Below are 22,795 nucleotides of genomic sequence, written 5' to 3' on the forward strand. Positions count from 1 at the left end.
CTACCGCCCGCGCAGTCGTCGTACGAGGATGCTCGCGTCCCCGCGGCTCTCCAGGTCGGCGAGGACCACGGCGACCGCCTCGCGGACGATCCGGCCCCGGTCCACGGCCAGTCCGTGCTCGCCGCGGAGCACCAGACGGGCGTGCTCCAGATCCATGAGCTCCTCGGCGGACACGTACACGGTGATCTTCTCGTCGTGCCGCTCGCGGCCGCTGGGCCGCCGCGACGCCGCCCGGCCGCGCTTGCGCGACTGGGCCTCGGCCGCGGCGGCGGGGGAGACAGAACCTTCCTGCGCCCCCTGACGGCGCGGACCGCGCTCCCCGGCGACGCCCCGGCTGTGGGACTCGCCGGAGTCGGCGTGATCGGCGTCGGCCGCCACATGCTCCGCGCCCTCGCCGTCCCCGCCCTGTACGGGCACGGACGGCGGAGCGTCCGCGGCGGCCGCTCCGTCGCTCTCGCCCGCCGGAGCGGGCACCCGGCCCTCGCCGCCTGCGGGGCGCCGGGGTGCGGACGGCTGAAGCGCCATTCCCCCTGTCGTACGGAAGAGTTCGTCGGCCCCCGGCAGACTCACTCGGCGGGACACCGGGCGAGCACCTCCCTGGCGAGCTGGCGATAGGCGGCGGCGCCGACGGAGTTGGAGGCGTACGTGGTGATCGGCTCACCGGCGACCGTGGTCTCCGGGAAGCGGACCGTGCGCCCGATGACCGTGTGGTAGACGTGGTCGTCGAAGGCCTCGACGACCCGTGCGAGCACCTCACGGCTGTGCACGGTGCGCGAGTCGTACATCGTGGCCAGGATCCCGTCGAGCTCCAGCTCCGGGTTGAGCCGTTCCTGGACCTTCTCGATGGTCTCGGTCAGCAGGGCCACACCGCGCAGCGCGAAGAACTCGCACTCCAGCGGCACGATCACCTTGTGCGCGGCCGTCAGCGCGTTGACGGTGAGCAGGCCGAGTGAGGGCTGACAGTCGATGACGATGTAGTCGTAGTCGTCCATCAGCGGCTTCAGGGCCCGTTGCAGCGTCGACTCGCGCGCGACCTCGGAGACCAGTTGGACCTCCGCCGCCGACAGGTCGATGTTGCTCGGCAGCAGGTCCATGTTGGGAACCGCGGTCTTGAGCAGGACCTCGTCGGCCGACATGCCCCGCTCCATGAGCAGGTTGTAGACCGTGAGGTCGAGCTCCATCGGATTGACGCCGAGACCGACCGACAGCGCGCCCTGCGGGTCGAAGTCCACGAGCAGCACCCGACGTCCGTACTCCGCGAGAGCGGCGCCCAGATTGATGGTCGACGTCGTCTTGCCCACGCCGCCCTTCTGGTTGCACATCGCGATGATCGTCGCGGGGCCGTGGTGGGTCAGCGGGCCCGGGATCGGGAAGTACGGCAGCGGGCGTCCGGTCGGACCGACGCGCTCACGGCGCTGTCGGGCCGCGTCGGGCGCGAGCGTGGCCGCGTACTCCGGGTCCGGCTCGTATTCGGCGTCGGGGTCGTAGAAGTGCCCTTCGGGCAGTTCGTCGTAGTCGGCGAAATGGTTGTGGGGCGCGCCACTTCCGTCGCCGGCCATGGCGTTCACGTGATGGCCATCCATGCTCTGGGGTGCTGTCTGAGCCATACGGGGGCTTCTCTGGCTCTGGTGGGCTGCGAAGGTGCGGACAGCGACGGAGCCGACAGCCTCGAGCCTCGCGGAACCCTGGTCCCGCGTAGGCATTCCTGGTTGACCACCCCCGGGAGCAAATGTCGACTCATTCACAAGTCGTCTTACCTCCTTGGTGACCAGGAAACTTCTAGACAAGGTCAGCGTGGCACCATGCCGACAGTCGGCGACTCTATGGCGTGTCGGGCGTTCGCAGCAACACAATCCGCCGGACCCGGCCCGATGTGTCGGCAATGAAACATCCCGCTGTCAAGGGCGTACGGCCGTCGCACGGCAGGTTTCACCGGTGCACGAATCGGTCGAAGAGTTACGTTCGAGGCGAGTTGGCCGAGTGCCGCAAAGTGACCATACACACACCCGGCCGGACCTTGTCGGGCAAGGTCCGGCCGGGTGTGCGGTGTTGACGACCTGCGGTGGGGTCCTCCCGATCGAGCGAAGGGGGGATCGGGGGAGCATCGCCTTTTACCGCAAAGGAACTTAGTCGACAGACTCAGCTGAGCAGGGACTCCAGCTCCACGTGCTCCAGGCCGTGGGCCTCGGCGACCTCGCGGTAAACGACCTTGCCGTCATGGGTGTTGAGACCCTTGGCCAGCGCGGGATCGCGGCGCAACGCCTCCACCCAGCCCCGGTCGGCGAGTTCGACGATGTAGGGCAGCGTGGCGTTGGTGAGCGCGTAGGTCGAGGTGTTGGGGACCGCGCCGGGCATGTTGGCGACGCAGTAGAAGACCGAGCCGTGGACCGGGAAGGTCGGCTCGGCGTGGGTGGTGGGACGGGAGTCCTCGAAGCAGCCGCCCTGGTCGATCGCGATGTCGACAAGGACACTCCCCGGCTTCATGCGGGAGACGAGCTCGTTGGTGACCAGCTTCGGGGCCTTGGCGCCCGGGATCAGGACGGCGCCGATCACGAGGTCGGCCTCCAGGCAGGCCTTCTCCAGCTCGAAGGAGTTGGAGACGACCGTCTGGATCTTGGTGCCGAAGATCTTGTCGGCTTCCTTGAGCTTGTTGATGTCGCGGTCGAGCAGGGTCACGTGGAAGCCCATGCCGATGGCGATCTGCGCCGCGTTCCAGCCGGAGACCCCGCCGCCGATGACCACGGCCCGGCCGGCCGCGACGCCGGGGACGCCGCCGGGCAGGACGCCGCGGCCGCCGTTGGCGCGCATCAGGTGGTACGCGCCGACCTGCGGGGCGAGGCGGCCGGCGACCTCGGACATCGGGGCGAGCAGCGGCAGCGCGCGGCTGGGCAGCTCGACCGTCTCGTAGGCGATCGCGGTGGCGCCGGACTCCAGGAGGGCGTCGGTGCACTCCCTGGACGCGGCCAGGTGCAGGTACGTGAAGAGCGTCTGGTCCTTGCGCAGCCGGTGGTACTCCTCGGCGATGGGCTCCTTGACCTTGAGCAGCAGGTCGGCGGTGGCCCAGACCTCGTCGGCGGTCTCCAGGATCCGCGCCCCGGCGGACAGGTACTCCTCGTCCGTGATCGACGAGCCGACGCCGGCGCCGCGCTCGACGACGACCTGGTGGCCGTGGCGCACCAGCTCGTGCACACCGGCGGGGGTGATGGCCACCCGGAACTCGTTGTTCTTGACCTCGCGGGGGATGCCGACCTTCACGTCGATCACGGTCCTTGGCTCAGAGGGTGTGGGGGCATGGCAAGACATAACCGGATGCAATGGGCACACCGGGATACACCGCAGGAGAAGGTGCGGCAGAGCCAGTCTAATGAAGGTGTTCCCGCTGTCTAGCCTTTCAATGCATCAATCTTCAGCGGATGTACTACGGATTTCGTAGGCGTTAGCGCCGTGTTCCGGCTGTTCCGCCTTGGAATCAGCCTCGGAACCCGCCTGGGAACCGGAATCGGGGCCCGCCTGGGAACCTGCCTTGGAACCCGCCTCGGGGCCTGCCTCGGGGCCTGCCTCGGGGCCTGCCTCGGGGCCTGCCTCGCGGCCTGACGTGGCATCCGCCATGGCATCACCGTCCTGGAGACCGTCCTGAAGACCGTCCTTGAGCTCCTCCCCCAGGATGCGCTCGGCCGCGCCGCGGTGCAGGCGGGCGGCCGCCGGGTCGCCGAGCCGCTCCAGGGTGTCGGCCAGCCGCAGCTGCACCGCGGCCTGCAGCCGCGTGTCCTGCGCGCGCCGCGCCCACTCCACCGCCTCCTGGCAGGTGCGCAGCGACTCCTCGGGCCGCCCCGCGTACTCCTGGACCCGCGCCAGTTCGCTCAACGCCCGTGCGTACGCGGCGACATCGCCGTTCTTGCGGTGCCCGGCGGCCGCGGCCCGCCAGCCGCGCTGCGCCTCGCCGTAGCGGCCCGCATAGGTGTGCGCGGTGGCGATGCGCCCGTAGAGCCGGGCCGCGTCCTCGCGCTCGTCGCGGGCCAGGCGCTGGGCGAGGGCCCGGCCGAACCAGTCGGCGGCCCGCTCGTAGTCCCCGAGTTCCAGATGCGCGCCGCCTACGGATTCCATCGCGCGGCCGATCGCGTACGGGTCGTTCGCCTCGCGTCCGGCGTCCAAGGCCGCCCGGTAGCGCACCAGGGCCTCCGCCGTGCGCCCGGTCCGGGCGTCGACGTCGGCCAGGTTCAGCAGGGCCGCGGCCCGCTCCCGGGGCAGCTCCCGGCGCTCGGCGACATCGAGGACGAGCTGGTGGACGCCGTACAGGTCGGGCGCCGCCGCCTGGGTGCCGAAGTGCGCGACCATCGCCCTGACCAGCTGGGACATCAGCCGACGGGCCAGGGTGTCCAGCTCCCCGTCGGCGACCGCCGTCCGGGCCGCGGCGAGCAGGGCCGGCCGGCGGATGCGCAGCCAGTCGGCGGCCGCGCGCGGGGTCGGGAAGTGCAGGGCGCGGGGCATGCCCTGGAGCTTCTCGCGGGCCTGCGGACTGTCCGTCTCGGTGATGGCCCGGCAGGCCTGCAGCAGCCGTACCGTCCGCTCCAGCATGCGGGCGCGGGCCAGCTGGAGCTCGGCGGGGCGCTCATGGGTCTCGGCGGCGGCGCGCAGCAGGGGTTGCAGACAGCCGGGGACCTCGTACTCGGGCAGCGGCGACCGCACGGCCCGCAGCAGGCCCCGGACGGTGAGGTCGTCCAGGGTGGTGCGGGCGGCGCCCACCGAGCAGCCGGCGAGCGCGGAGGCGGTGTGCGGGTCGACGAGGCCGGCCGGGGCGAGGCTGAGCAGTCGCAGTATCCGGGCGGCGGGGGCGGGCAGCGCGTCGTGGACGAGGCGGAAGACCCGGCTGAGCGGTGTGCCCTCGTCGCCCTCCGCGTGCAGCTGCTTGGCGAGGTCGGCGACGGCGGCCTGGGGGCGGGCGGCGAGCCAGCCGCCGGCCAGGGTCAGCGCGGCGGGCTGGCCCTGGCAGGCCTCGACGAGGCCCTCGGCGGAGCGCGGGTCGACGGTGATGCGGACCGAGCCGGTGAAGCGGGTCAGCAGATCGAGGGCGGACTTGGTGTCCAGGCCGCCCAGGGTGCAGGGGCGGACGTCCGAGATGCCGGTGAGCGGACCGGCGGAGACGGCGACGAGGAGGCACTCCGGAGTGTCCGGAAGCAGCGCGTCGACCTGTTCGGCGCCGGCCGCGTCGTCCAGCAGGATCAGCATGCGCCGGTCGGCGAGGGCCTCGCGCAGGGCCGCCGCGAGGTCGTCCTCGTCGGCGCCGGCCGGGGTCGGCAGACCGAGCGCGGCGAGCAGTTCGCGGGCGGCCCGCTCCACGGGGACGGGGGTGCCGTCCGGCTCGCCGAGGCGGGCGCGCAGGACGCCGTCGCGGTAACGGTCGGCGACCTGCCGGACGAGCTCCTCGGCGAGCGCCGTACGCCCGGAGCCGGGTCGGCCGGCAATGAGGAGCACCCGCGCGCGGGGAGCCTTCTTGCCGGCGATGGTGTCCAGTCCCGCGCGCTCGATATCGGCGCGCAGTTCCTTCAACTCCCGGGTGCGGCCCAGGAAATGGCCCTGCGTCGCAGCGTGTCCGGACAGCTGCACGCCGCCTGTGTCCACTGCCTGATCCGTCACGGGCCACACTCCCGTCCCACGCACGCACAAAGCCCCCCGGGACTCCGGATCGGGCGATTCCAGAGCCTAGTTCACGCTCTGCGACGTTCCGGGCGGAGCGCGACGGAGGACGGCCGGGACGTCCCCCGATCGGATCAGGCGATCGTCACACCGCACCCGTCCGAGAAGAGATCACGCGAAGAGATCACGCGAAGAGAACGCGCGCCAAGAGATCACGCACGAAGGGAATGCGTCTGAGGGACGCGTCTGAAGGAAGTGCGTCTGAAGGGTTCACGCATCGAACGGACGCGCCGGCCACGGCGCCTCCGCCGGGCGCAGCGCGTCGAGACCGTCCCCGCCGCGCGCGGCGACCAGGGAGAGGGCGCCGACCACGAGACAGGTGTTGTGCACATCGCCCGCGAGGGCGGCCCGGACCAGCTCGCCGACCGGCACGCGCGCGTGCTCCATATCGGCCTCCTCGTCCTCGACCTCGAAGCGCAGCCCCTCGGCCTCGGACAGACCTCGGGCCAGGAAGATGCGCACGGCCTCGTCGCAGCCGCCGGGGGTGGGGTACACGTCGGTCAGCACCCGCCAGTCCTCGGCCTTGACGTGCGCCTCCTCGTACAGCTCGCGCTGAGCGGCGTGCAGCGGGTTCTCGCCGGGCACGTCGAGCAGACCGGCCGGGATCTCCCACAGCTTCTGCCGTACGGGGTGGCGGTACTGCTTGATGAGCAGGACGCGGTCCTCCTCGTCGAGGGCGAGGACGGCCACGGAACCGGGGTGGACCTGGTAGTCGCGGCGGGCCACCGAACCGTCGGGCATGACCACCTCGTCCGTGCGGACGGAGGTCTTGTTGCCCACGAAGGGGGTCTCCGTGGCCCGGATCTCCCACGCCTCGGGGGTGTCCTTGATCGTCATGCCCTGTCCTTCCACCCGTACAGAGGCCTCCCGCGCAGAACCAGACGCAAGAGCCACACGTAAAAAAAGCAGCCGGGACGCTCGCCTTTGAAGGAATGCGCCCCGGCCACCGTACAACCGGTGTGTTACTCGGAAATCTTCTGTGCCGCGACCTTCCGCTCGACCGCCGCCTTCACCAGTCCGGCGAAGAGCGGATGCGGGCGCGTGGGCCGCGAGCGCAGCTCGGGGTGGGCCTGGGTGGCGACGAGGTAGGGGTGGACGTCGCGCGGGTACTCGACGTACTCGACGAGCTTGCCGTCCGGCGAGGTGCCGGAGAACAGGATGCCCGCCTTCTTCTCCAGTTCCGCGCGGTAGGCGTTGTTGACCTCGTAGCGGTGCCGGTGCCGCTCCTCGACGTACTCCTTGCCGTCGTACACCTCGCGCACGATCGAGCCCTCGGCGAGCTTGGCGGGGTACATGCCCAGGCGCATGGTGCCGCCCATGTCGCCGTCGCCGGCGACGATGTCGAGCTGTTCGGCCATGGTGGAGATGACGGGGTGGGCGGTGGCCGAGTCGAACTCGGTGGAGTTGGCGTCCGCGATGTCGGCGAGGTTGCGGGCGGCCTCGATGACGATGCACTGCAGGCCCAGGCACAGCCCGAGCAGCGGGATCCTGTTCTCGCGGGCGTAGCGGATCGCGCCGACCTTGCCCAGGACGCCGCGGTCGCCGAAGCCGCCGGGGATGCAGACGCCGTCGACGTCGGCGAGCTGGGCCGCGGCGCCGGCGGGGGTCCGGCAGTCGTCGGAGGTGACCCACTTGATCTTGACGCGGGCCTTGTTGGCGAAGCCGCCGGCGCGCAGGGCCTCGGTGACGGAGAGGTAGGCGTCGGGGAGGTCGATGTACTTGCCGACGAGGGCGAGGGTGATCTCGTGGTCGGGGTTGTGGACGCGGTCCAGGAGGTCGTCCCAGGTCGTCCAGTCCACGTCGCGGAAGGGCAGGTCGAGCTTGCGGACGACGTAGGCGTCCAGGCCCTCGCCGTGCACGGTCTTGGGGATGTCGTAGATGGAGCGGGCGTCCGGGCAGGCCACGACGGCGGCCTCGTCGACGTCGCACATCAGGGAGATCTTCCGCTTGATCGCGGTGGGGACCTCTCGGTCGCAGCGCAGGACGATCGCGTCGGGCTGGATGCCGATGTTGCGCAGCGCGGCCACCGAGTGCTGGGTGGGCTTGGTCTTCAGCTCGCCGGACGGGCCGATGTAGGGCAGGAGGGAGATGTGGACGACGAAGACGTTGTCGCGGCCGACCTCGTGGCGGACCTGGCGCACGGTCTCCAGGAACGGCAGCGACTCGATGTCGCCGACCGTGCCGCCGACCTCCGTGATCACGACGTCCACCTCGTCCGTCGCCATACGGCGGATGCGGTGCTTGATCTCGTTGGTGATGTGCGGGATGACCTGCACGGTGTCGCCCAGGTACTCGCCGCGCCGCTCCTTGGCGATCACCGTGGAGTAGATCTGGCCGGTGGTGACGTTGGCGGAGCCGTCGAGGTCACGGTCGAGGAAACGCTCGTAGTGGCCGATGTCCAGGTCGGTCTCGGCGCCGTCGTTGGTGACGAACACCTCACCGTGCTGGAAGGGGTTCATCGTGCCGGGGTCGACGTTGAGGTAGGGGTCGAGCTTCTGCATCACGACGCGCAGGCCGCGGGCCTTGAGCAGCATGCCGAGGCTGGAGGCGGTGAGGCCCTTGCCGAGCGAGGAGGCGACACCCCCGGTGACGAAGATGTGCTTGGTCGTCGTGGCGGTGCTGTTTCGGTAAGCAGCGGGCGGCATGGCCAAGAGGGGGCTCCCGTGGTCGCGGTCTGGGGTGCGGTGCGGCTGCGGGCCCGGAAACTCCGGGGGCGCCGTCGCTGCGGTTCGGGGGTTTCGTGCCCACCGGTCCACGGGCTACCAGGGTATCAGCGCCTGAACGGGATGGCTTCCGACCACGCTCCGCACATGTGTCGACACGGACCCGCGCCCCCGCACGTGTTTCTCACGGCTCGCTCACCCGATCGGCCCACCCGGGTTGCCCGGAGCGGCACGCAGATCATCTACGTGCGTCGTATCCTGCTCGGACACTCGCTGCCGAGCCCGGTCGGAAAGACGGCACACCCCCGCCCGTATCCCACCGGAACAATGAGAGCTCGTCAGTTCGTTGAGCAACAATTGACGTTTTGCCTCTACGGCCGAGCGACTGCTTTGCTTCATCGCTCAACGACGCATTACAACGACCCCTTGACCGCACTAGCGACAGCCCCCATGTTCCATATGTTCCATGGGGGTGACGTGGCCGTTCGACTGGAGTTGCACGTGGCCGGGCGCATCGAAGACTACGCACTCATCGGAGACATGCAGACCGCAGCCCTGGTCTGCCGGGACGGCACAGTCGACTGGCTGTGCCTGCCCCGCTTCGACTCACACGCGATCTTCGCCGGTCTGCTGGGCACCGAGGAACACGGCTTCTGGCGGCTGGGCCCCGCGCACGCCTCCGACGCGCAGCCGCCGCGGGCCGCCCGGCGCACCTACCGCGGCGACTCGCTCATCCTGGAGTCCGAGTGGGACACGCCGCGCGGCACGGTCCGAGTGACCGATTTCATGCCCCCGCGTGACGGCGCGCCCCAGCTGATCCGGATCGTCGAGGGCGTCTCGGGCCGCGTCCCCATGCGCTCGACCCTGCGGATGCGCTTCTCCTACGGCCGGGTCGTCCCCTGGGTGCACAAGCACGAGGGCCGCACGGTGGCCGTCGCGGGCCCCGACTCGGTGTGGTTCGACACCACCGCCGAGACGTACGGGAAGTCGCTGACGACGTACGCGGACTTCACGGTCGCCCCCGGTGACCGGATCGCGTTCACGATCTCGTGGGAGCCCTCGCACAAGCAGCCGCCGCCGCTGCCGGAGCCCGAGCAGTCGCTGGAGGCGACCGAGGAGTTCTGGCGCGAGTGGGTCGAGCACTGTACGTACCACGGCCCCTACCGTGAGGCGGTGATCCGCTCGCTGATCACCCTCAAGGCCCTGACGTACGCCCCCACCGGCGGCATCGTCGCCGCGCCCACCACCTCCCTGCCCGAGGACATCGGCGGCGTCCGCAACTGGGACTACCGCTACACCTGGCTGCGGGACGCGGCCATCACCCTCTCCTCGCTGCTGCGCACCGGCTACCGCGAGGAGGCCCGCGCCTGGCGCGAATGGCTGCTGCGGGCCGTCGCCGGCGACCCCGAGAACCTGCAGATCATGTACGGCATCGCGGGCGAGCGCGAGCTGGGCGAGGCCGAGCTGGACTGGCTGCCCGGCTACGAGAACTCCGGCCCCGTCCGGGTCGGCAACGGCGCGGCGCACCAGCTCCAGCTGGACGTGTACGGCGAGGTCACCGAAGCCCTCCACCTCGGCCATATGACCGGCCTGGCCCGCAACGACTACGCCTCCCTGCTCCAGCTCAAGCTGATCCGCTACCTCGAGGACCACTGGGACGAGCCGGACGAGGGCATCTGGGAGGTGCGCGGCCCGCGCCGGCACTTCGTGCACTCCAAGGTCATGGCCTGGGTCGCGGTCGACCGCACGATCAAGCTGATCGAGTCCGGCGACGCGGACGGCCCGCTGGAGAAGTGGCGCGAACTGCGCGACGACATCCACCGGGACGTGTGCGAGAAGGGCTACGACAAGGAGCGCAACACCTTCACCCAGTCGTACGGCTCGAAGGAGCTGGACGCCTCGCTCCTGCTGATCCCGCAGATGGGCTTCCTGCCCCCGGACGACAAGCGCGTCATCGGCACCATCGAGGCGATCCAGCGCGAGCTGTCCACCACGGACGGCTTCATCCTGCGCTACCCGACCTCGGGCGGCGACGAGGGCGTCGACGGCCTGCCCGGCGACGAGGGCGCGTTCCTGGCCTGCTCGTTCTGGATGGCGGACGACCTCGCGATGATCGGCCGGGTGGACGAGGCTCGCAAGCTCTTCGAGAAGCTGCTGTCCCTGCGCAACGACCTCGGCCTGCTCGCCGAGGAATGGGACCCCCGCCTGCAACGCCAGGTCGGCAACTTCCCCCAGGCCTTCAGCCACGTCCCCCTGATCGACACGGCCCTGCGCCTGACGGCATCGGGGGCGTACGGCGGCTGAGCCATCCCGCACCACGGCTGAACAGGACCGCCGGGCCGCGCACGCCTAGGCTGGATAGGTCAGAGCCCCTGCACGGAAGGGGGCGCCTCATGGCCTCCCCGTCGAAGGCGGGCGCGGCACTCGCCGCGCTCCGCGAAAATCTGGTTGGCGACGTGTTCGCCCCGGGGGACGTGGGCTACGACGAGGCCCGCGCGGTCTTCAACGCGATGATCGACCGGCGTCCGGCGGTGATCGCCCAGTGCGTGGACGAGGCCGACGTCGTCACGACGGTGCGCTTCGCCCGTGACCTGGACCTGCCCCTCGCGGTGCGCGGCGGCGGGCACAGCGTGGCGGGCATGGCGCTGGGCGACGGGGCCGTGGTGGTCGACCTGCGCCATCTGCGCGCGGTCACGGTCGATCCCGCGGCCGAGGCGGTACAGGTCGCGGGCGGGGCCACGATGAGCGACCTGGACCGCGCCTGCGCGCCCCACGGCCTCGCCACGACCGGCGGCCGGGCCTCCACCACCGGCGTCGGCGGCTTCGTCCTCGGCGGCGGCACCGGCTGGCTGGACCGCCCCTTCGGACTGGCCGTCGACAACCTCCTCGGCGTCGACCTGGTCACCGCCGACGGCGAGCGCGTCCACGCGAGCGCGGACGACCACCCCGACCTGTTCTGGGCCCTGCACGGCGGCGGCGGAAACTTCGGCGTCGCCACCGCGCTCACCCTGAAGCTGCACGAGATGCCCGAGTTCTCCATCGCGCTGCTGCTGTACCTCCCGGAGTTCGGCCCCGAGGTCACCCGCACCTACCGCGACGTGATCGCCGTCGGCCCGGACGAGGCGAGCGGCGCCGCCCTCTACCTCACCGGCCCGCCCGCGGAGTTCGTCCCGCCCCACCTGGTCGGGGCCCTGCTGTGCGGCGCGCTGCTGACGTACGCCGGCGCCGAGGCGGACCTGCGCAAGCTGGCCGAACCGCTGCTGGCACTGCCGCACGAGGTGGAGGTCGTCGGGGCGATGCCGTACGCCGAGGTCCAGTGCATGCTCGACGATCCGCCGGGAATGCGGAACTACTGGTCGGCGGAGTACCTGACGGGCGCGCCCGACGACTTCGTGGACGTCTACTGCGCCCTCGGGGAGTCCCTGCCGACGCCGACCGGCACGATGCACGCGCTGTTCCCGCAGGGCGGCGCGATCGGCGCGGGCCCGCACGAGTACCCGGTGCCCTACCGCGACGCGCCCTGGGGCGTGCACCCGTTCGGGCTCTGGGAGGACCCGGGGGACGACGAGCGGTGCATACGGTGGGTCCGGGACGTGCGCGCCGACGTACGGCCGTGGAGCACGGGCGCGGTCTACCTCAACTTCATCGGCGACGAGGGCGCCGACCGGATCGTGGCGGGCCTGGGCGCCGAGAACGCGCGGCGGCTCGCGGACGTGAAACGGTCGTACGACCCCGACAACGTGTTCCGCTTCAACCACAACATCAGGCCGGCCTGAGGAGATGTTCCCGGAACGTATCCGCAGGTAGCGTCCGCAGCATGGACAGCCGCGACACCCGCACGGACCACCGATTCGACAACCAGGCCGCCGGCATCACCGTGCAGCGCGCCCTGGAGCTGCCCGGGCTGCGCAGCGGGCTCCCCGAGATCCTTGCGGGCGCCGACCGGCTGGGCCGCACGGTGCGCTGGGTGCACGCGGGCGAGGTCCCCAACATCGCCTCCCTGCTCAAGGGCGGCGAGCTGCTGCTGACCACCGGCTACGGCCTGGGCACCCGTCCGGCCGAACAGCGGGCGTTCGTGCGCACCCTGGCCGAGCGGGGCATCGCCGCCCTGGTGATCGAACTGGGCCCGCGCTTCACCCGGCTGCCCGCGGCCCTCGTCGAGACGGCCCGCACGACCGGCCTGCCGCTGGTCCAGCTGCACCGCGAGGTGCCCTTCGTGGCGGTGACGGAGGAGATCCACACCGAGATCGTCAACGGGCACTACGCCCTGCTCCAGCGCGCGGAGGAGGTGCACCGCCGCTGCACGGAGGCGCTGCTGGGCGGCGGCGGGATCCCCCAGGTGCTGGGCATCCTCGCGGACTTCAGCGGCAACCCGGTCTTCCTGGAGACGACGGACGGCCAGCTCCTGTACGCCGCCGGGTCCGGCCCCGAGGGAGCCGATCCCCTCCAGGTGTGGGAGGGGCTGCGCGGCCCGCACAAGGACGCGCCGCCGCCCGCCGGTTCGGTGCTGGTGGACGTGCCCGGGGGCGGGCCGGGGGCGGGTTCGGTGCGCGCCCGGCTCGTCCTGCTGCCCGTGCGCTCCCCGCTCGCACCGGTGCACCGGATCGCCGCCGAGCGGGCGGCCGGGATCCTGGCCGTGGTGCTGATGCAGGCCCGCCAGGAGGAGGAGCTGGCGGCGCGCGGCCGGGGCGACTTCCTGACCGACCTCGCCGAGGGCCGCATCGCGGCGGAGGACGCTCCGGCGCAGGCCCGCGTCCTCGGCTTCAAGCCCGGCCAGAGCCCGCTGCTCCCGGTCGTCATGCGGCTGGGCGACACCGGCTCCCCGGGCGGCGGCTGGGCGGTGCTGGCCCGCGCGGTGGCGGAGGAGCTGGCGTCGGTGGGCGTGCCGGTGCTGCTGGGCGTACGGCCGGTCGAGGGGCGGGTGCCCCTGCTGCTGGGCCTGCGCTCGGAGTCGGAGCGGTCGGCGGTCGCGGACCGGGTGGCGGCGGCGCTGCGGGCCGGGGTGGAACGGGCCGGGATGCAGCGCCCGGGAGCGCAGCCGCCGGTCGTGGTCGTCGGGGTCGCGGGCGGCTGGGCGGCCGCCTCCGCGGGCCTGCGGCACGCGGCGGAGACCGCGGCCGCCGCCCAGGGCCTGTCGGACCGCCCCTGGTACGACGCCCGCCGCCTCGACATCGACCTGCTGCTGTGGCGGCTGCGCGAGCACCCCGACCTCGCGGCCTTCGTGGACCGCGCGATCGGCCCGGTCCGCGACCACGACCAGCGGGCGAAGCCCCCGCTGCTGCCCACCCTGGAGACCTATCTGGCCCATGCGGGCCGCAAGGCGGAGACCGCCCGTGAGCTGCACCTGAACCGGCAGACCCTCTACAACCGCCTCGCCCGCATCGGCGAGTTGCTGGGCACCGACCTCGACGACCCCCAGACGGTCCTGGCGCTGAGCCTGGCCCTGCGGGCCCGGCGGCACGTGCCGTAGGCGTGTCGGCCCGTGACGGCTCGCGGCCCGGCTCAGCTCGTCGGCCGGGGCCCGGTCAGATCATCGGCTGGGGCCGGGTCAGCTCGTCGTAGACGCTGAGGACCTGGGCGACGGTCTCGTCCTCGGTGGGCCAGGTGGCGGCCTGACGGCTGCCCAGGTCCCGCAGGAGCGCGCACCGTTCGGGATCGTCCAGCAGCCGTACGACGGCCTCGGAGAGAGCCTGCGCGTCGTCGGGGGGCACGAGTTCGGCCGCGTCGCCGACGAGTTCGCGGATGCCGCCGGTCAGGGCCGCGACGAGCGGCACGCGCGCGTGGAACGCCTCCTGGGCCAGGACCGACCGCGACTCCCCGCGGCCCGGCAGCAGCGCGAGGTCGGCGGCGGCGAGCAGCTCCCCGACGTCGTCCCGGCGCCCGATGAGCCGCACCGGCAGCTCCTCGTCCTCGATCCGGCGCTGGAGCTCCGCCCGCTGCGGCCCCTCCCCCACGATCACCACCAGCGGCACGGACTCCCGCCGGCCCCATGCGCGCGAGGCGTCCAGCAGCAGGTCGTAGCCGCGATGGCGGTCGAGGGAGCCGACCGCCATCAGCAACGGCCTGCCCATCGCGCCGAGTTCGGCCCGCATCTTGGGGCACGGCTGATCGGCGTCCTCCTGCCCCTCGGCCTGTCCCACGGCCCGGCGGGGCCCGGGCAGCGCCACGGCGGCGAGCCGCGCGTCCCGCGCGCCCGTGCGGCGGGCCCGGTCCACCAGGTCGGAGGTGGTGCCGAGCACCACGGTGGCCGCCTTCGCGACCCGCCGTTCCAACAGCCGCAGCAGATGGGCGCGGGCTCCCTCGGCGTGCGCCCGGTTGTGCCAGGTGACGACCAGCGGGGTACGGCGCCCGCCGAGCGCGAGGACCGCCCGGAACGAGGCGTGCAGCCCGTGCGCATGGACCAGGTCGGCGTCCGTGCAGGCCGCCCGCAGCGCCGCCACGGACCCGGGGTCGCTGCTGCGCGGCACGTGCACGTGTTCGGCGCCGGCGCCCGTGAAGTCGTAGGCGTGATCGGCGTCGACAGGGGCGCACACCGTCACCCGCACGCCCCGTGCGACGAGCCCGGCGGCCAGGGAGCGCACATGCGTGCTGCTGCCGGCGTTGCCGCCGCCCAGCACCTGCACGGTGCGCAGCGACGACTGGCCGTGCGGTGAGTGGCTGCTCACGTGGCCCGGGCTCCTGGTTCGGCGACGGACGGTCACGAAGAAACGTACAGAAGGACGGAGCGGAGGGGTGGACCGCTGACGTCCTCCACGTACTACGCCCAAGGATGCCAGCACGTACGGGTGTTCCGTGCCGCCGAGCGCGCGGGCACCCCGCGACACGGCAGCACGGGTCACCCACACGGGTGAGAAAAGCGGGGGATCTGTTCGAATCGAGGGGCAGTGAGCCCAGGGGCGGCGAGGGGGCGGACACCAGCCGTGTCCGCCCCCTCGAAACTCAAGACGCCCCTCGAACCTCAAGACGCCTGCCGGAACTCCAGGCGCCCGCGGGAGACTCAATCCGCCTGCCGGAGACTCCAGACGCCCGTCCCTCAGGCGTCGCCCTCGCTCAGGCGTCCGCCCGCGCGGTCGCCAACAGCTCCTCCGCGTGCGCCCGGGCCGTCTCCGAGTCCTCCTGCCCGGCGAGCATCCGGGACAGCTCCCGGATCCGTTCCTCGCCCTCCAGCACCTTCACCCCGGACCGGGTCACCGACCCGTCGTTGGTCTTCTCGACCAGCAGCTGCCGGTCGGCGAAGGCCGCGACCTGCGGAAGGTGGGTGACGACGACGACCTGCGCGGTCTTCGCGAGCCGCGCGAGCCGCCGCCCGATCTCCACCGCGGCCTTGCCGCCCACGCCCGCGTCGACCTCGTCGAAGAGATACGTCGGCACCGGGTCCGTGCCCGCGAACACGACCTCGACGGCGAGCATCACGCGCGAGAGCTCACCGCCGGACGCGCCCTTGGCGATGGGCCGCGCCGGGGCGCCCGGATGCGGGGCGAGCAGCAGCTCCACCTCGTCGGCGCCCGCCGGGCCGTAGGCGACCGTGCGCCCGCCGACCTCCACGCCCTGCGGGTCCTCGGTCTGCCGGATGTCGAACGACACACGCGCGTGAGGCATCGCCAGCGAGGCCAGCTCGGCGGTCACGGCGGCCGCGAACCGTTCGGCGGCCTCCGTCCGCGCGTCCGTCAGCGCCTGCGCGAGAGCACCCAGCTCGCCGCGCAGCGCGTCCCGTTCGGCGGTCAGCTCGTCGATCCGCTCGTCGTCGCCGTCCAGTTCGGTCAGGCGCCCGACGCTCTCCTCGGCCCAGGCGAGGACCGCGTTCACGTCCTGCCCGTACTTGCGCGTCAGCGCGGTCAGCGCGGCCCGCCGCTCCTCCACCGCCGACAGCCGCAGCGGATCGGCGTCGAGGTCGTCGGCGTACCCCGCCAGCTCCCCCGCCACATCGCCCAGCAGGATCCCGATCTCCCCGATCCGGTCGGTGAGCGCGGCCAGCGCCGGATCGTGCGACCTGACGGCCTCCAGGGCCCGCTGTGCGCCCGCTACGAGCGTCGCGGCGTCGATGCCCTCAGGGTCCTCGGGATTGCCCGCGAGAGCGGCGTGCGCGGCCGTGGCGGCCGACGACAGCGCCTCCGCGTGCCCGAGCCGCTCGGCCTCCTCGGCCAGCTCGACGTCCTCCCCGGCGCGCGGTTCGACGCCGGCGATCTCGTCGAGCCCGTAGCGCAGCCGGTCGGCCTCCTGCGCCCGCTCCCGCGCGCGCGTGGTGATCTCGTCCAGCTCGCCCACCACGGCCCGCAGCCGCCGGTACGCCTCCGTGTACTTGGCCAGCGGCCCGACGACCGCGCCTCCGGCGTACCGGTCGAGCGCCTGCCGCTGCCGGCTCTGCTTCAGCAGCCCCTGCTGGTCGGTCTGCCCGTGCACGGCCACCAGCTCGTCCGCCAGCTCGGCCAGCACGCCCACCGGCACGCTCCGCCCGCCGACATGCGCCCGCGACCGCCCCTCGGCGGAAACGGTACGGCTGATGAGCAGCGCCCCGTCGTCGAGCTCGGCGCCGGCCTCCTCGGCCCGTACGGCCACCGAGGCGCCCGCGGGCACGCTGATGCGCCCCTCCACGACCGCCTTCTCGGCGCCGATCCGCACGAGCGCGGGGTCGGCGCGCCCGCCCAGCAGCAGCCCGAGGCTGGTGACCACCATGGTCTTGCCCGCACCCGTCTCACCCGTCACAGCGGTGAACCCGGGCGACAGCTCCACGACCGCGTCGTCGATGACTCCGAGCGACCGTATCCGCATCTCCTCCAACACGCCCCCGACCATACGAGGTTTTCCCGCCCCCGTGCGACGCCGCCCCCCACAACGAGGACCGAGCGTTACCTGCACGGGGCATTCCTCGTTACCTCAGCGGTTCCCCGCCTACGCGGGGGTGGTCAGGTCGTCTCCGTCCTGGACGAGTTACGGATGCGGTGCTCCCCGTCGACGCGGGGGTGGCCCGGTGCCCCGGCAGCCCCGAGGCACCGGGCATTTTCTACTGCCGAGCCCCCCGCCACCCGGAAACAGGCAGCGCGAACTTCGCCACCAGCCGATCCGTGAACGAAGCGTGATGCAGCCGGGCCAGCCGCACCGGCACAGCCCCCCGCCGCACCTCCACCCGAGCCCCCGCAGGCAGCTCGACGGTCCGCCGCCCGTCGCACCACAGAACGCCCGGCGGAATGTGAGGCAGCACCTCGACGGCAAGCACGGAGTCGGGCGAGGTCACCAACGGCTTCGCGAACAGCGCATGCGCACTGATCGGCACCATCAACAACGCCTCGACCTCGGGCCACACCACGGGCCCGCCCGCCGAGAACGCGTAGGCGGTGGACCCGGTGGGGGTCGACAGAACAATCCCGTCGCACCCGAACCCGGTGACGGGCCGCCCGTCGATCTCCAGCACGACTTCCAGCAGCTTCTCCGCGCCGGCCTTCTGCACGGCCGCCTCGTTCAGCGCCCAGTCCGTGTGCACGATGTCCCCGTTGCGGTGCACGACGACGTCGACGGTCATCCGCTCCTCGACCTCGTACGCCTTGCTCACCACCCGGTCGACGACCTTGTCGAGGTCGTCGCGCTCGGCCTCGGCCAGGAAGCCGACGCTGCCGAGGTTGACGCCGAGCATCGGCACCCCGGACGCCCGCGCGAACTCCGCGCCCCGCAGCAGCGTCCCGTCCCCGCCGAGGACGATGAGCAGCTCACACCCCTCGAGGCACTGCGGGGTGGCCTCGGAGACCAGCTCCACCTCGTCCGGCAGGGGCAGGTCGGCGGCCTCGTACTCCAGTACGCGCACCCCGATGCCCTCGCGCAGCAGCCCCTTCACCACCAACTCTGCGCTGCGAATGGCCGCGGGCCGCCCGGTGTGGGCGAGCAGGAAAACAGTACGAGCTCGGTTCGGTGTCAACGCGGCCCCTCCGCAACTGCACGGTCAACGTCGGCCGGGTCCAGGGCAGGCGCCCCGGCCCGGAGCCACAGAAAGTACTCGACATTGCCCGAGGGCCCGGGCAGCGGACTGGCGGTGACACCCTGCACCCCGAGCCCCAGCTCCCCCGCCCTCACGGCGACCCCGCGCACCGCCTCGGCCCGCAGCTCGGGACTGCGTACGACGCCCCCGCTGCCGAGCCGTTCCTTCCCCACCTCGAACTGCGGCTTGACCATCATCACCAGGTCCGCGTCCGGCTTGGTGCACCGCGCCAGGGCAGGCAGCACCAACCCGAGCGGGATGAAGGACAAGTCCCCCACGACAAGATCCACAGGCTCCCCATCGATCGCTTCAAGCGTCAACTCGCGTACGTTCGTACGGTCCTTGACGGTGACGCGTTCATCGCTCTGAAGAGACCAGGCGAGTTGTCCGTAACCGACGTCCACGGCGACGACCTGCGCGGCGCCCGCCCGCAGCAGTACATCGGTGAACCCTCCGGTGGACGCACCGGCGTCCAGCGCCCGCCGCCCGCGCACCACGAGCCCCTGCGGCCCGAAGACCTCCAGCGCGCCGGCGAGCTTGTGCCCGCCCCGGGAGACGTAGTCGGGGTCGCCGTCGTCCACGGCGACGACGATCGCGGCCGCGGTCTCCACCTGCGTGGCGGGCTTGGTCGCGACGGTCTTGCCGACGCTGACCCGCCCCGCGGCGATCAGCTGCCCGGCATGCTCACGCGAGCGCGCGAGCTTGCGGCGCACCAGCTCCGCGTCCAGACGGCGACGTGCGACTCCTGCCACGTTCGGTTCAGCTCCTGTGTTGATACGACGATGGGGGCGCCGGAGGTCCCGGGCGGGCGTCGAGCGCGGTGAGCGCGTCGCGCAGCCCCCGGTGTACATCCTCGTACACCTCGATGTGTCCGTCCGTGGCGAGGTGGTCGGCGTCGGCCAGCCGCGCCACCTGGGCGTCGACCTCGGCGTAGCCGGTGGGGACGCGGGGGACGGCCAGCGGAGCGGGCGCGGCGGGGTCGTACTCCGGCTCCGAGGCCGGCTCCGGCTCCTCCGGCGCGGTCTCCGGCGCCGGCACTGTGTCGCTCATGCCCAGACGCTACCTCGAACCGCTGCGGTACCGTCGATCACGATGGCCACGATCGAGGAGTGCCGTGCGGCACTCGAGAAGCTCTCGGACAACATGCAGCGCGCCGAAGGGGACGCCCGTACGGCCGCCTCCCTGGACCGCTCGGTGAGCTGCCGGATCACCGACCTGGACGTCACCTTCGTCGGCCGTATGACGGACGGCCGGATCGTGGTCCAGGACACCCTGCAGGGCCCTCCTGGGGAGAAGGCCCAGATCAGACTGACCATGACCGGCGACGACCTGGTCGCGCTCGTCGTCGGCGAGCTGAACTTCGCGAAGGCGTGGGGGACGGGACGGGTGAAGCTGGAGGCGGGCCTGAAGGACCTGTTCCAGCTCAGAAAGCTGCTGTGACCGTCACGAAGCTCCGGTGACCGTCACGCGCGCGCGTGCCTTGCGGGCCGCCGGCACCACCAGCGGCGTCCCCGTCTCCGGATCGTCGATGACCTGACAGCGCAGCCCGAACACGTTCTCGACCAGCTCGGCGGTGACCACGTCGTTCGGCGCGCCCTGCGCGATGACCTCGCCGCCCTTCAGCGCGATCAGATGGGTGGCGTACCGGGCCGCGTGGTTGAGGTCGTGCAGCACGGCGACGAGCGTGCGGCCCTGCTCCTCGTGGAGCTCCGCGCACAGGTCCAGCACGTCGATCTGGTGCTGGATGTCGAGGTAGGTCGTCGGCTCGTCGAGCAGCAGCAGCGGGGTCTGCTGGGCGAGGGCCATCGCGATCCACACGCGCTGGCGCTGACCGCCGGACAGCTCGTCGACGTACCGGTCGGCGAGCTCGGCGACCCCGGTCTGCGCCATGGACTCCTGTACGACCCGCTCGTCCTCGACCGACCACTGGCGCAGGATCCCCTGGTGCGGGTAGCGGCCGCGGCCCACCAGGTCGGCGACGGTGATCCCGTCGGGCGCGATGGACGACTGCGGCAGCAGACCCAGGGTGCGCGCCACCTTCTTCGCGGGCATCGACTGGATGACCTGCCCGTCGAGCAGCACCCGGCCCTGGGCAGGCTTCAGCATCCGCGACAGCGCCCGCAGCAGGGTCGACTTGCCGCACGCGTTCGGGCCGACGATCACGGTGAAGGAGTTGTCGGGTATCTCGACCGACAGCTGTTCGGCGATGACCCGCTGGTCGTAGGCGAGGGTGACGTTCTCGGCGGACAGGCGGTTCACGGTGCTCCTCGGGCTCCTTGGGATGTTCTTGTTCGCCGAGCCGCTCATATCCGGCCCGCCTTGCGCTCGGTGACCAGCAGCCACAGCAGATAGACGCCGCCGAGCACGCCGGTGACCACGCCCACGGGCAGTTGTCCGTCGCCGAACAGCCGTTGCGAGGCCCAGTCGGCGGTGACCAGCAGGGCGGCGCCCATGCACAGCGACGGCACCAGGTTCGGCCCGGGCGAACGGGTCAGCCGCCGGGCGAGCTGCGGCGCGGTGAGCGCCACGAAGCCGACGGGGCCCGCGGCGGCGGTGGCGGCAGCGGTCAGCAGGACGGCGGAGACCATCAGCAGCAGCCGTACGCGCTCCACCCGCACCCCGAGGGCATGGGAGACGTCGTCGCCCATCTCCGTCATCCGCAGCCCGCGCGCGTTGGCGAGGACGAGCGGCACGAGCACGCCCGCCAGGGCGAGCAGCGGCCAGACCTGCTTCCAGTCACGGCCGTCGAGGGTTCCGGTCATCCACACGACCGCACGGGCCGCGTCGACGAAGTCGGCCTTGGTGATCAGGTAGCCGTTGACCGCCGTCGCGATCGCCGAGACGCCGATGCCGACCAGGACCAGCCGGTAGCCGTGCACCCCCTGCTTCCACGCCAGCAGGTAGATGAGGGACCCGGTCACCAGCCCGCCCACCAGCGCGCCCACGGTGACCTGTGCGGCGCTGCCGGAGAACAGCACGATCATCACGAGCGCGCCGGCCGTCGCCCCCTGCCCGAGCCCGAGCACGTCCGGACTGCCGAGCGGGTTGCGGGAGACGGCCTGGAACAGCGCGCCGCCGAGTCCCAGGGAGGCCCCCACCAGCAGTCCGACCAGGACGCGCGGCAGCCGCAGGTCGTTGACGATGAACTCCTGGGCCGCGGTGCCCTCGCCGAACAGCGTCCTGAGCACGTCCCCGGCCGGGATCGGGAAGTCGCCGGTGCCGATCAGCACGACGCTCGCGCCGAGCGCGGCCGCCACCAGCAGTACGACGACGACCAGCGCGCGCAAGTCCAGCCGCACGGAGAGCCCGCCCGGGGTGCGCAGCGCACGGACGCCCCCCTTCCGCCTTGCCGTCCCTGCCGTCTCGGCCGTCCCTGCCGTCTCTGTCCCTGCGGTCCTCACAGCTGGGCCGTCCTCCGCCGTCGTACGAGAAAGATGAACACCGGGCCGCCGATGATCGCGGTGATGATGCCGACCTGGACCTCCGACGGCCGGGCGACGACCCGGCCGAGCACGTCCGAGCCGAGCAGCAGCACCGGCGACAGGAGCGCCGCGTACGGCATGATCCAGCGCAGGTCGGGGCCGGTGAAGGAGCGGACCGCGTGCGGGACCATCAGCCCGACGAACACGATCGGCCCGCAGGCGGCGGTCGCGGCGCCGCACAGCACGGTGGCGGCCAGCATGGACAGCGCCCGGGTGCGGTTGAGATCGGCGCCGAGGGCCTTGGCGGTGTCGTCGCCCATGGCCATGGCGTTCAGCGGCCGGGCGAGGACGAACGCCAGGAGCGTGCCGACGGCCAGGAAGGGCAGCACCTGCCAGATGGTCTCGTCGGTCGCCGAGGACAGCGAGCCGACCGTCCAGAACCGCATCCGGGCGAGCGCCGCGTCATCCATGATCATCACGGCCTGGAGATAGCCGTAGAGCGCGGCGCTGATAGCGGTGCCGGCGAGCGCGAGCCGCACCGGCGTGGCCCCCCGGCTGCCGCCGAGGAACCAGACCAGCGCGCCGACCGCCGCCGCACCGAAGAAGGCGAACCAGACATAGCCGGTCAGACTCGTCACGCCGAAGTACGTGATGCCGGTGACGACCGCCGCCGAGGCGCCCGCGTTGATGCCGAGCAGCCCGGGATCGGCCAGCGGATTGCGCGTCAACGCCTGCAGCACGGCCCCGGACAGGCCCAGCGCGGCGCCGACGAGCAGCCCGAGCACGGTCCTTGACAGCCGCTCACCGACGACGACGTCGCCATAGGTCCCCGAGTCCTCGAAGAGTCCGTGCCAGACCTGCGCGACGGACAGCTCCTTGGCCCCGATGGCGACGCTCGCCACCGCGACCGCCAGCAGCACCGCCACGGACACGAGCAGTCCAACGGAACGAATCGCGCGGCGGGTTGGGGGCGCGGGGGCAGTCTCCGCGCGCTGTTCGGGAACGCTGTCGACCAACACCCAGTTAGGTTAGCCTACCCTCCCCATCGA

General features: G+C 72.2%; 18 protein-coding genes. 4 read left to right on the forward strand and 14 right to left on the reverse strand.

Going from position 1 to position 22,795, the window contains the following annotated elements; all coding sequences use genetic code 11:
- From OG562_RS08170 to OG562_RS08195, 6 genes are all read right to left on the reverse strand, one after another.
- Window positions 1-582: a hypothetical protein gene (locus OG562_RS08170; protein WP_266395412.1), complete on the reverse strand. Its 582-nt coding sequence runs from the start codon at window positions 580-582 to the stop codon at window positions 1-3.
- Window positions 567-1,703 (reverse strand): ParA family protein, encoded by a 1,137-nt coding sequence (locus OG562_RS08175; protein WP_266395415.1) that lies wholly within the window; start codon window positions 1,701-1,703, stop codon window positions 567-569. The genes OG562_RS08170 and OG562_RS08175 overlap by 16 nt, the downstream gene beginning before the upstream one ends.
- A 436-nt stretch (window positions 1,704-2,139) precedes the next feature.
- Complete coding sequence (gene ald, locus OG562_RS08180) at window positions 2,140-3,264, reverse strand: alanine dehydrogenase (protein WP_266395418.1); 1,125 nt, start codon at window positions 3,262-3,264, stop codon at window positions 2,140-2,142.
- A gap of 135 nt (window positions 3,265-3,399) precedes the next feature.
- Window positions 3,400-5,634, reverse strand: a complete 2,235-nt coding sequence (locus OG562_RS08185; protein WP_266395421.1) for a tetratricopeptide repeat protein — start codon at window positions 5,632-5,634, stop codon at window positions 3,400-3,402.
- Between the two features lie 270 nt (window positions 5,635-5,904).
- Complete coding sequence (locus OG562_RS08190) at window positions 5,905-6,531, reverse strand: NUDIX hydrolase (protein WP_266395423.1); 627 nt, start codon at window positions 6,529-6,531, stop codon at window positions 5,905-5,907.
- 125 nt (window positions 6,532-6,656) lie between these two features.
- Window positions 6,657-8,339 carry a CTP synthase gene (locus OG562_RS08195; protein ID WP_266409100.1) on the reverse strand — a complete coding sequence of 561 codons (1,683 nt, stop codon included), beginning with the start codon at window positions 8,337-8,339 and terminating at the stop codon, window positions 6,657-6,659.
- A 519-nt stretch (window positions 8,340-8,858) separates the two neighbouring features.
- On the opposite strand from OG562_RS08195, the gene OG562_RS08200 reads away from it, so the two are divergent.
- From OG562_RS08200 to OG562_RS08210, 3 genes are all read left to right on the forward strand, one after another.
- Window positions 8,859-10,661 (forward strand): glycoside hydrolase family 15 protein, encoded by a 1,803-nt coding sequence (locus OG562_RS08200; RefSeq protein WP_266409102.1) that lies wholly within the window; start codon window positions 8,859-8,861, stop codon window positions 10,659-10,661.
- An 89-nt stretch (window positions 10,662-10,750) separates the two neighbouring features.
- Window positions 10,751-12,133: an FAD-binding oxidoreductase gene (locus OG562_RS08205; RefSeq protein WP_266395425.1), complete on the forward strand. Its 1,383-nt coding sequence runs from the start codon at window positions 10,751-10,753 to the stop codon at window positions 12,131-12,133.
- A 41-nt stretch (window positions 12,134-12,174) separates the two neighbouring features.
- Complete coding sequence (locus OG562_RS08210; RefSeq protein ID WP_266395428.1) at window positions 12,175-13,827, forward strand: PucR family transcriptional regulator; 1,653 nt, start codon at window positions 12,175-12,177, stop codon at window positions 13,825-13,827.
- Window positions 13,828-13,882: 55 nt separating this feature from the next.
- Here the strand turns inward: OG562_RS08210 and OG562_RS08215 are convergent, their stop codons facing one another.
- From OG562_RS08215 to OG562_RS08235, 5 genes are all read right to left on the reverse strand, one after another.
- Window positions 13,883-15,022 carry a glycosyltransferase family 4 protein gene (locus tag OG562_RS08215; RefSeq protein ID WP_266395430.1) on the reverse strand — a complete coding sequence of 380 codons (1,140 nt, stop codon included), beginning with the start codon at window positions 15,020-15,022 and terminating at the stop codon, window positions 13,883-13,885.
- 385 nt (window positions 15,023-15,407) lie between these two features.
- Window positions 15,408-17,150: a DNA repair protein RecN gene (recN, locus tag OG562_RS08220; protein WP_266395432.1), complete on the reverse strand. Its 1,743-nt coding sequence runs from the start codon at window positions 17,148-17,150 to the stop codon at window positions 15,408-15,410.
- Window positions 17,151-17,358: 208 nt separating this feature from the next.
- Window positions 17,359-18,264 (reverse strand): NAD kinase, encoded by a 906-nt coding sequence (locus OG562_RS08225; protein ID WP_266395434.1) that lies wholly within the window; start codon window positions 18,262-18,264, stop codon window positions 17,359-17,361.
- Entirely contained in the window at window positions 18,261-19,076 is an 816-nt protein-coding gene (locus tag OG562_RS08230) for a TlyA family RNA methyltransferase (protein ID WP_266395437.1), read from the reverse strand. The genes OG562_RS08225 and OG562_RS08230 overlap by 4 nt, the downstream gene beginning before the upstream one ends.
- Before the next feature lie 7 nt (window positions 19,077-19,083).
- Window positions 19,084-19,374 carry a hypothetical protein gene (locus tag OG562_RS08235; protein WP_266395441.1) on the reverse strand — a complete coding sequence of 97 codons (291 nt, stop codon included), beginning with the start codon at window positions 19,372-19,374 and terminating at the stop codon, window positions 19,084-19,086.
- A 42-nt stretch (window positions 19,375-19,416) separates the two neighbouring features.
- Here OG562_RS08235 and OG562_RS08240 point away from each other — a divergent pair, with 42 nt between their 5' ends.
- Entirely contained in the window at window positions 19,417-19,764 is a 348-nt protein-coding gene (locus tag OG562_RS08240; RefSeq protein WP_266395443.1) for an SCP2 sterol-binding domain-containing protein, read from the forward strand.
- A gap of 3 nt (window positions 19,765-19,767) precedes the next feature.
- Here OG562_RS08240 and OG562_RS08245 read toward each other — a convergent pair whose 3' ends face one another.
- From OG562_RS08245 to OG562_RS08255, 3 genes are all read right to left on the reverse strand, one after another.
- A complete protein-coding gene (locus OG562_RS08245; RefSeq protein ID WP_266395447.1) occupies window positions 19,768-20,631 on the reverse strand; it encodes an ABC transporter ATP-binding protein in 864 nt (287 codons plus the stop codon).
- Window positions 20,628-21,647, reverse strand: coding sequence for an iron chelate uptake ABC transporter family permease subunit (locus OG562_RS08250; protein WP_266409105.1), 1,020 nt, complete (start codon window positions 21,645-21,647; stop codon window positions 20,628-20,630). Before OG562_RS08250 ends, OG562_RS08245 begins: the two co-directional genes overlap by 4 nt.
- 74 nt (window positions 21,648-21,721) lie before the next feature.
- Entirely contained in the window at window positions 21,722-22,765 is a 1,044-nt protein-coding gene (locus tag OG562_RS08255) for an iron ABC transporter permease (RefSeq protein ID WP_266395450.1), read from the reverse strand.
- Between the last annotated feature and the right edge of the window lie 30 nt (window positions 22,766-22,795).

Source organism: Streptomyces sp. NBC_01275, assembly GCF_026340655.1.
Classification (GTDB): domain Bacteria; phylum Actinomycetota; class Actinomycetes; order Streptomycetales; family Streptomycetaceae; genus Streptomyces.

What these genes read in the sequence shown, in the direction of transcription:
- OG562_RS08205 (WP_266395425.1), top strand. Translation starts at nt 10,751, where the DNA reads ATGGCCTCCCCGTCGAAGGCGGGCGCGGCACTCGCCGCGCTCCGCGAA.
- OG562_RS08210 (WP_266395428.1), top strand. Translation starts at nt 12,175, where the DNA reads ATGGACAGCCGCGACACCCGCACGGACCACCGATTCGACAACCAGGCC.
- OG562_RS08235 (WP_266395441.1), bottom strand. Translation starts at nt 19,374, where the DNA reads ATGAGCGACACAGTGCCGGCGCCGGAGACCGCGCCGGAGGAGCCGGAG.
- OG562_RS08195 (WP_266409100.1), bottom strand. Translation starts at nt 8,339, where the DNA reads ATGCCGCCCGCTGCTTACCGAAACAGCACCGCCACGACGACCAAGCAC.
- OG562_RS08245 (WP_266395447.1), bottom strand. Translation starts at nt 20,631, where the DNA reads ATGAGCGGCTCGGCGAACAAGAACATCCCAAGGAGCCCGAGGAGCACC.
- OG562_RS08190 (WP_266395423.1), bottom strand. Translation starts at nt 6,531, where the DNA reads ATGACGATCAAGGACACCCCCGAGGCGTGGGAGATCCGGGCCACGGAG.
- OG562_RS08240 (WP_266395443.1), top strand. Translation starts at nt 19,417, where the DNA reads ATGGCCACGATCGAGGAGTGCCGTGCGGCACTCGAGAAGCTCTCGGAC.
- recN (WP_266395432.1), bottom strand. Translation starts at nt 17,150, where the DNA reads ATGGTCGGGGGCGTGTTGGAGGAGATGCGGATACGGTCGCTCGGAGTC.
- OG562_RS08175 (WP_266395415.1), bottom strand. Translation starts at nt 1,703, where the DNA reads ATGCCTACGCGGGACCAGGGTTCCGCGAGGCTCGAGGCTGTCGGCTCC.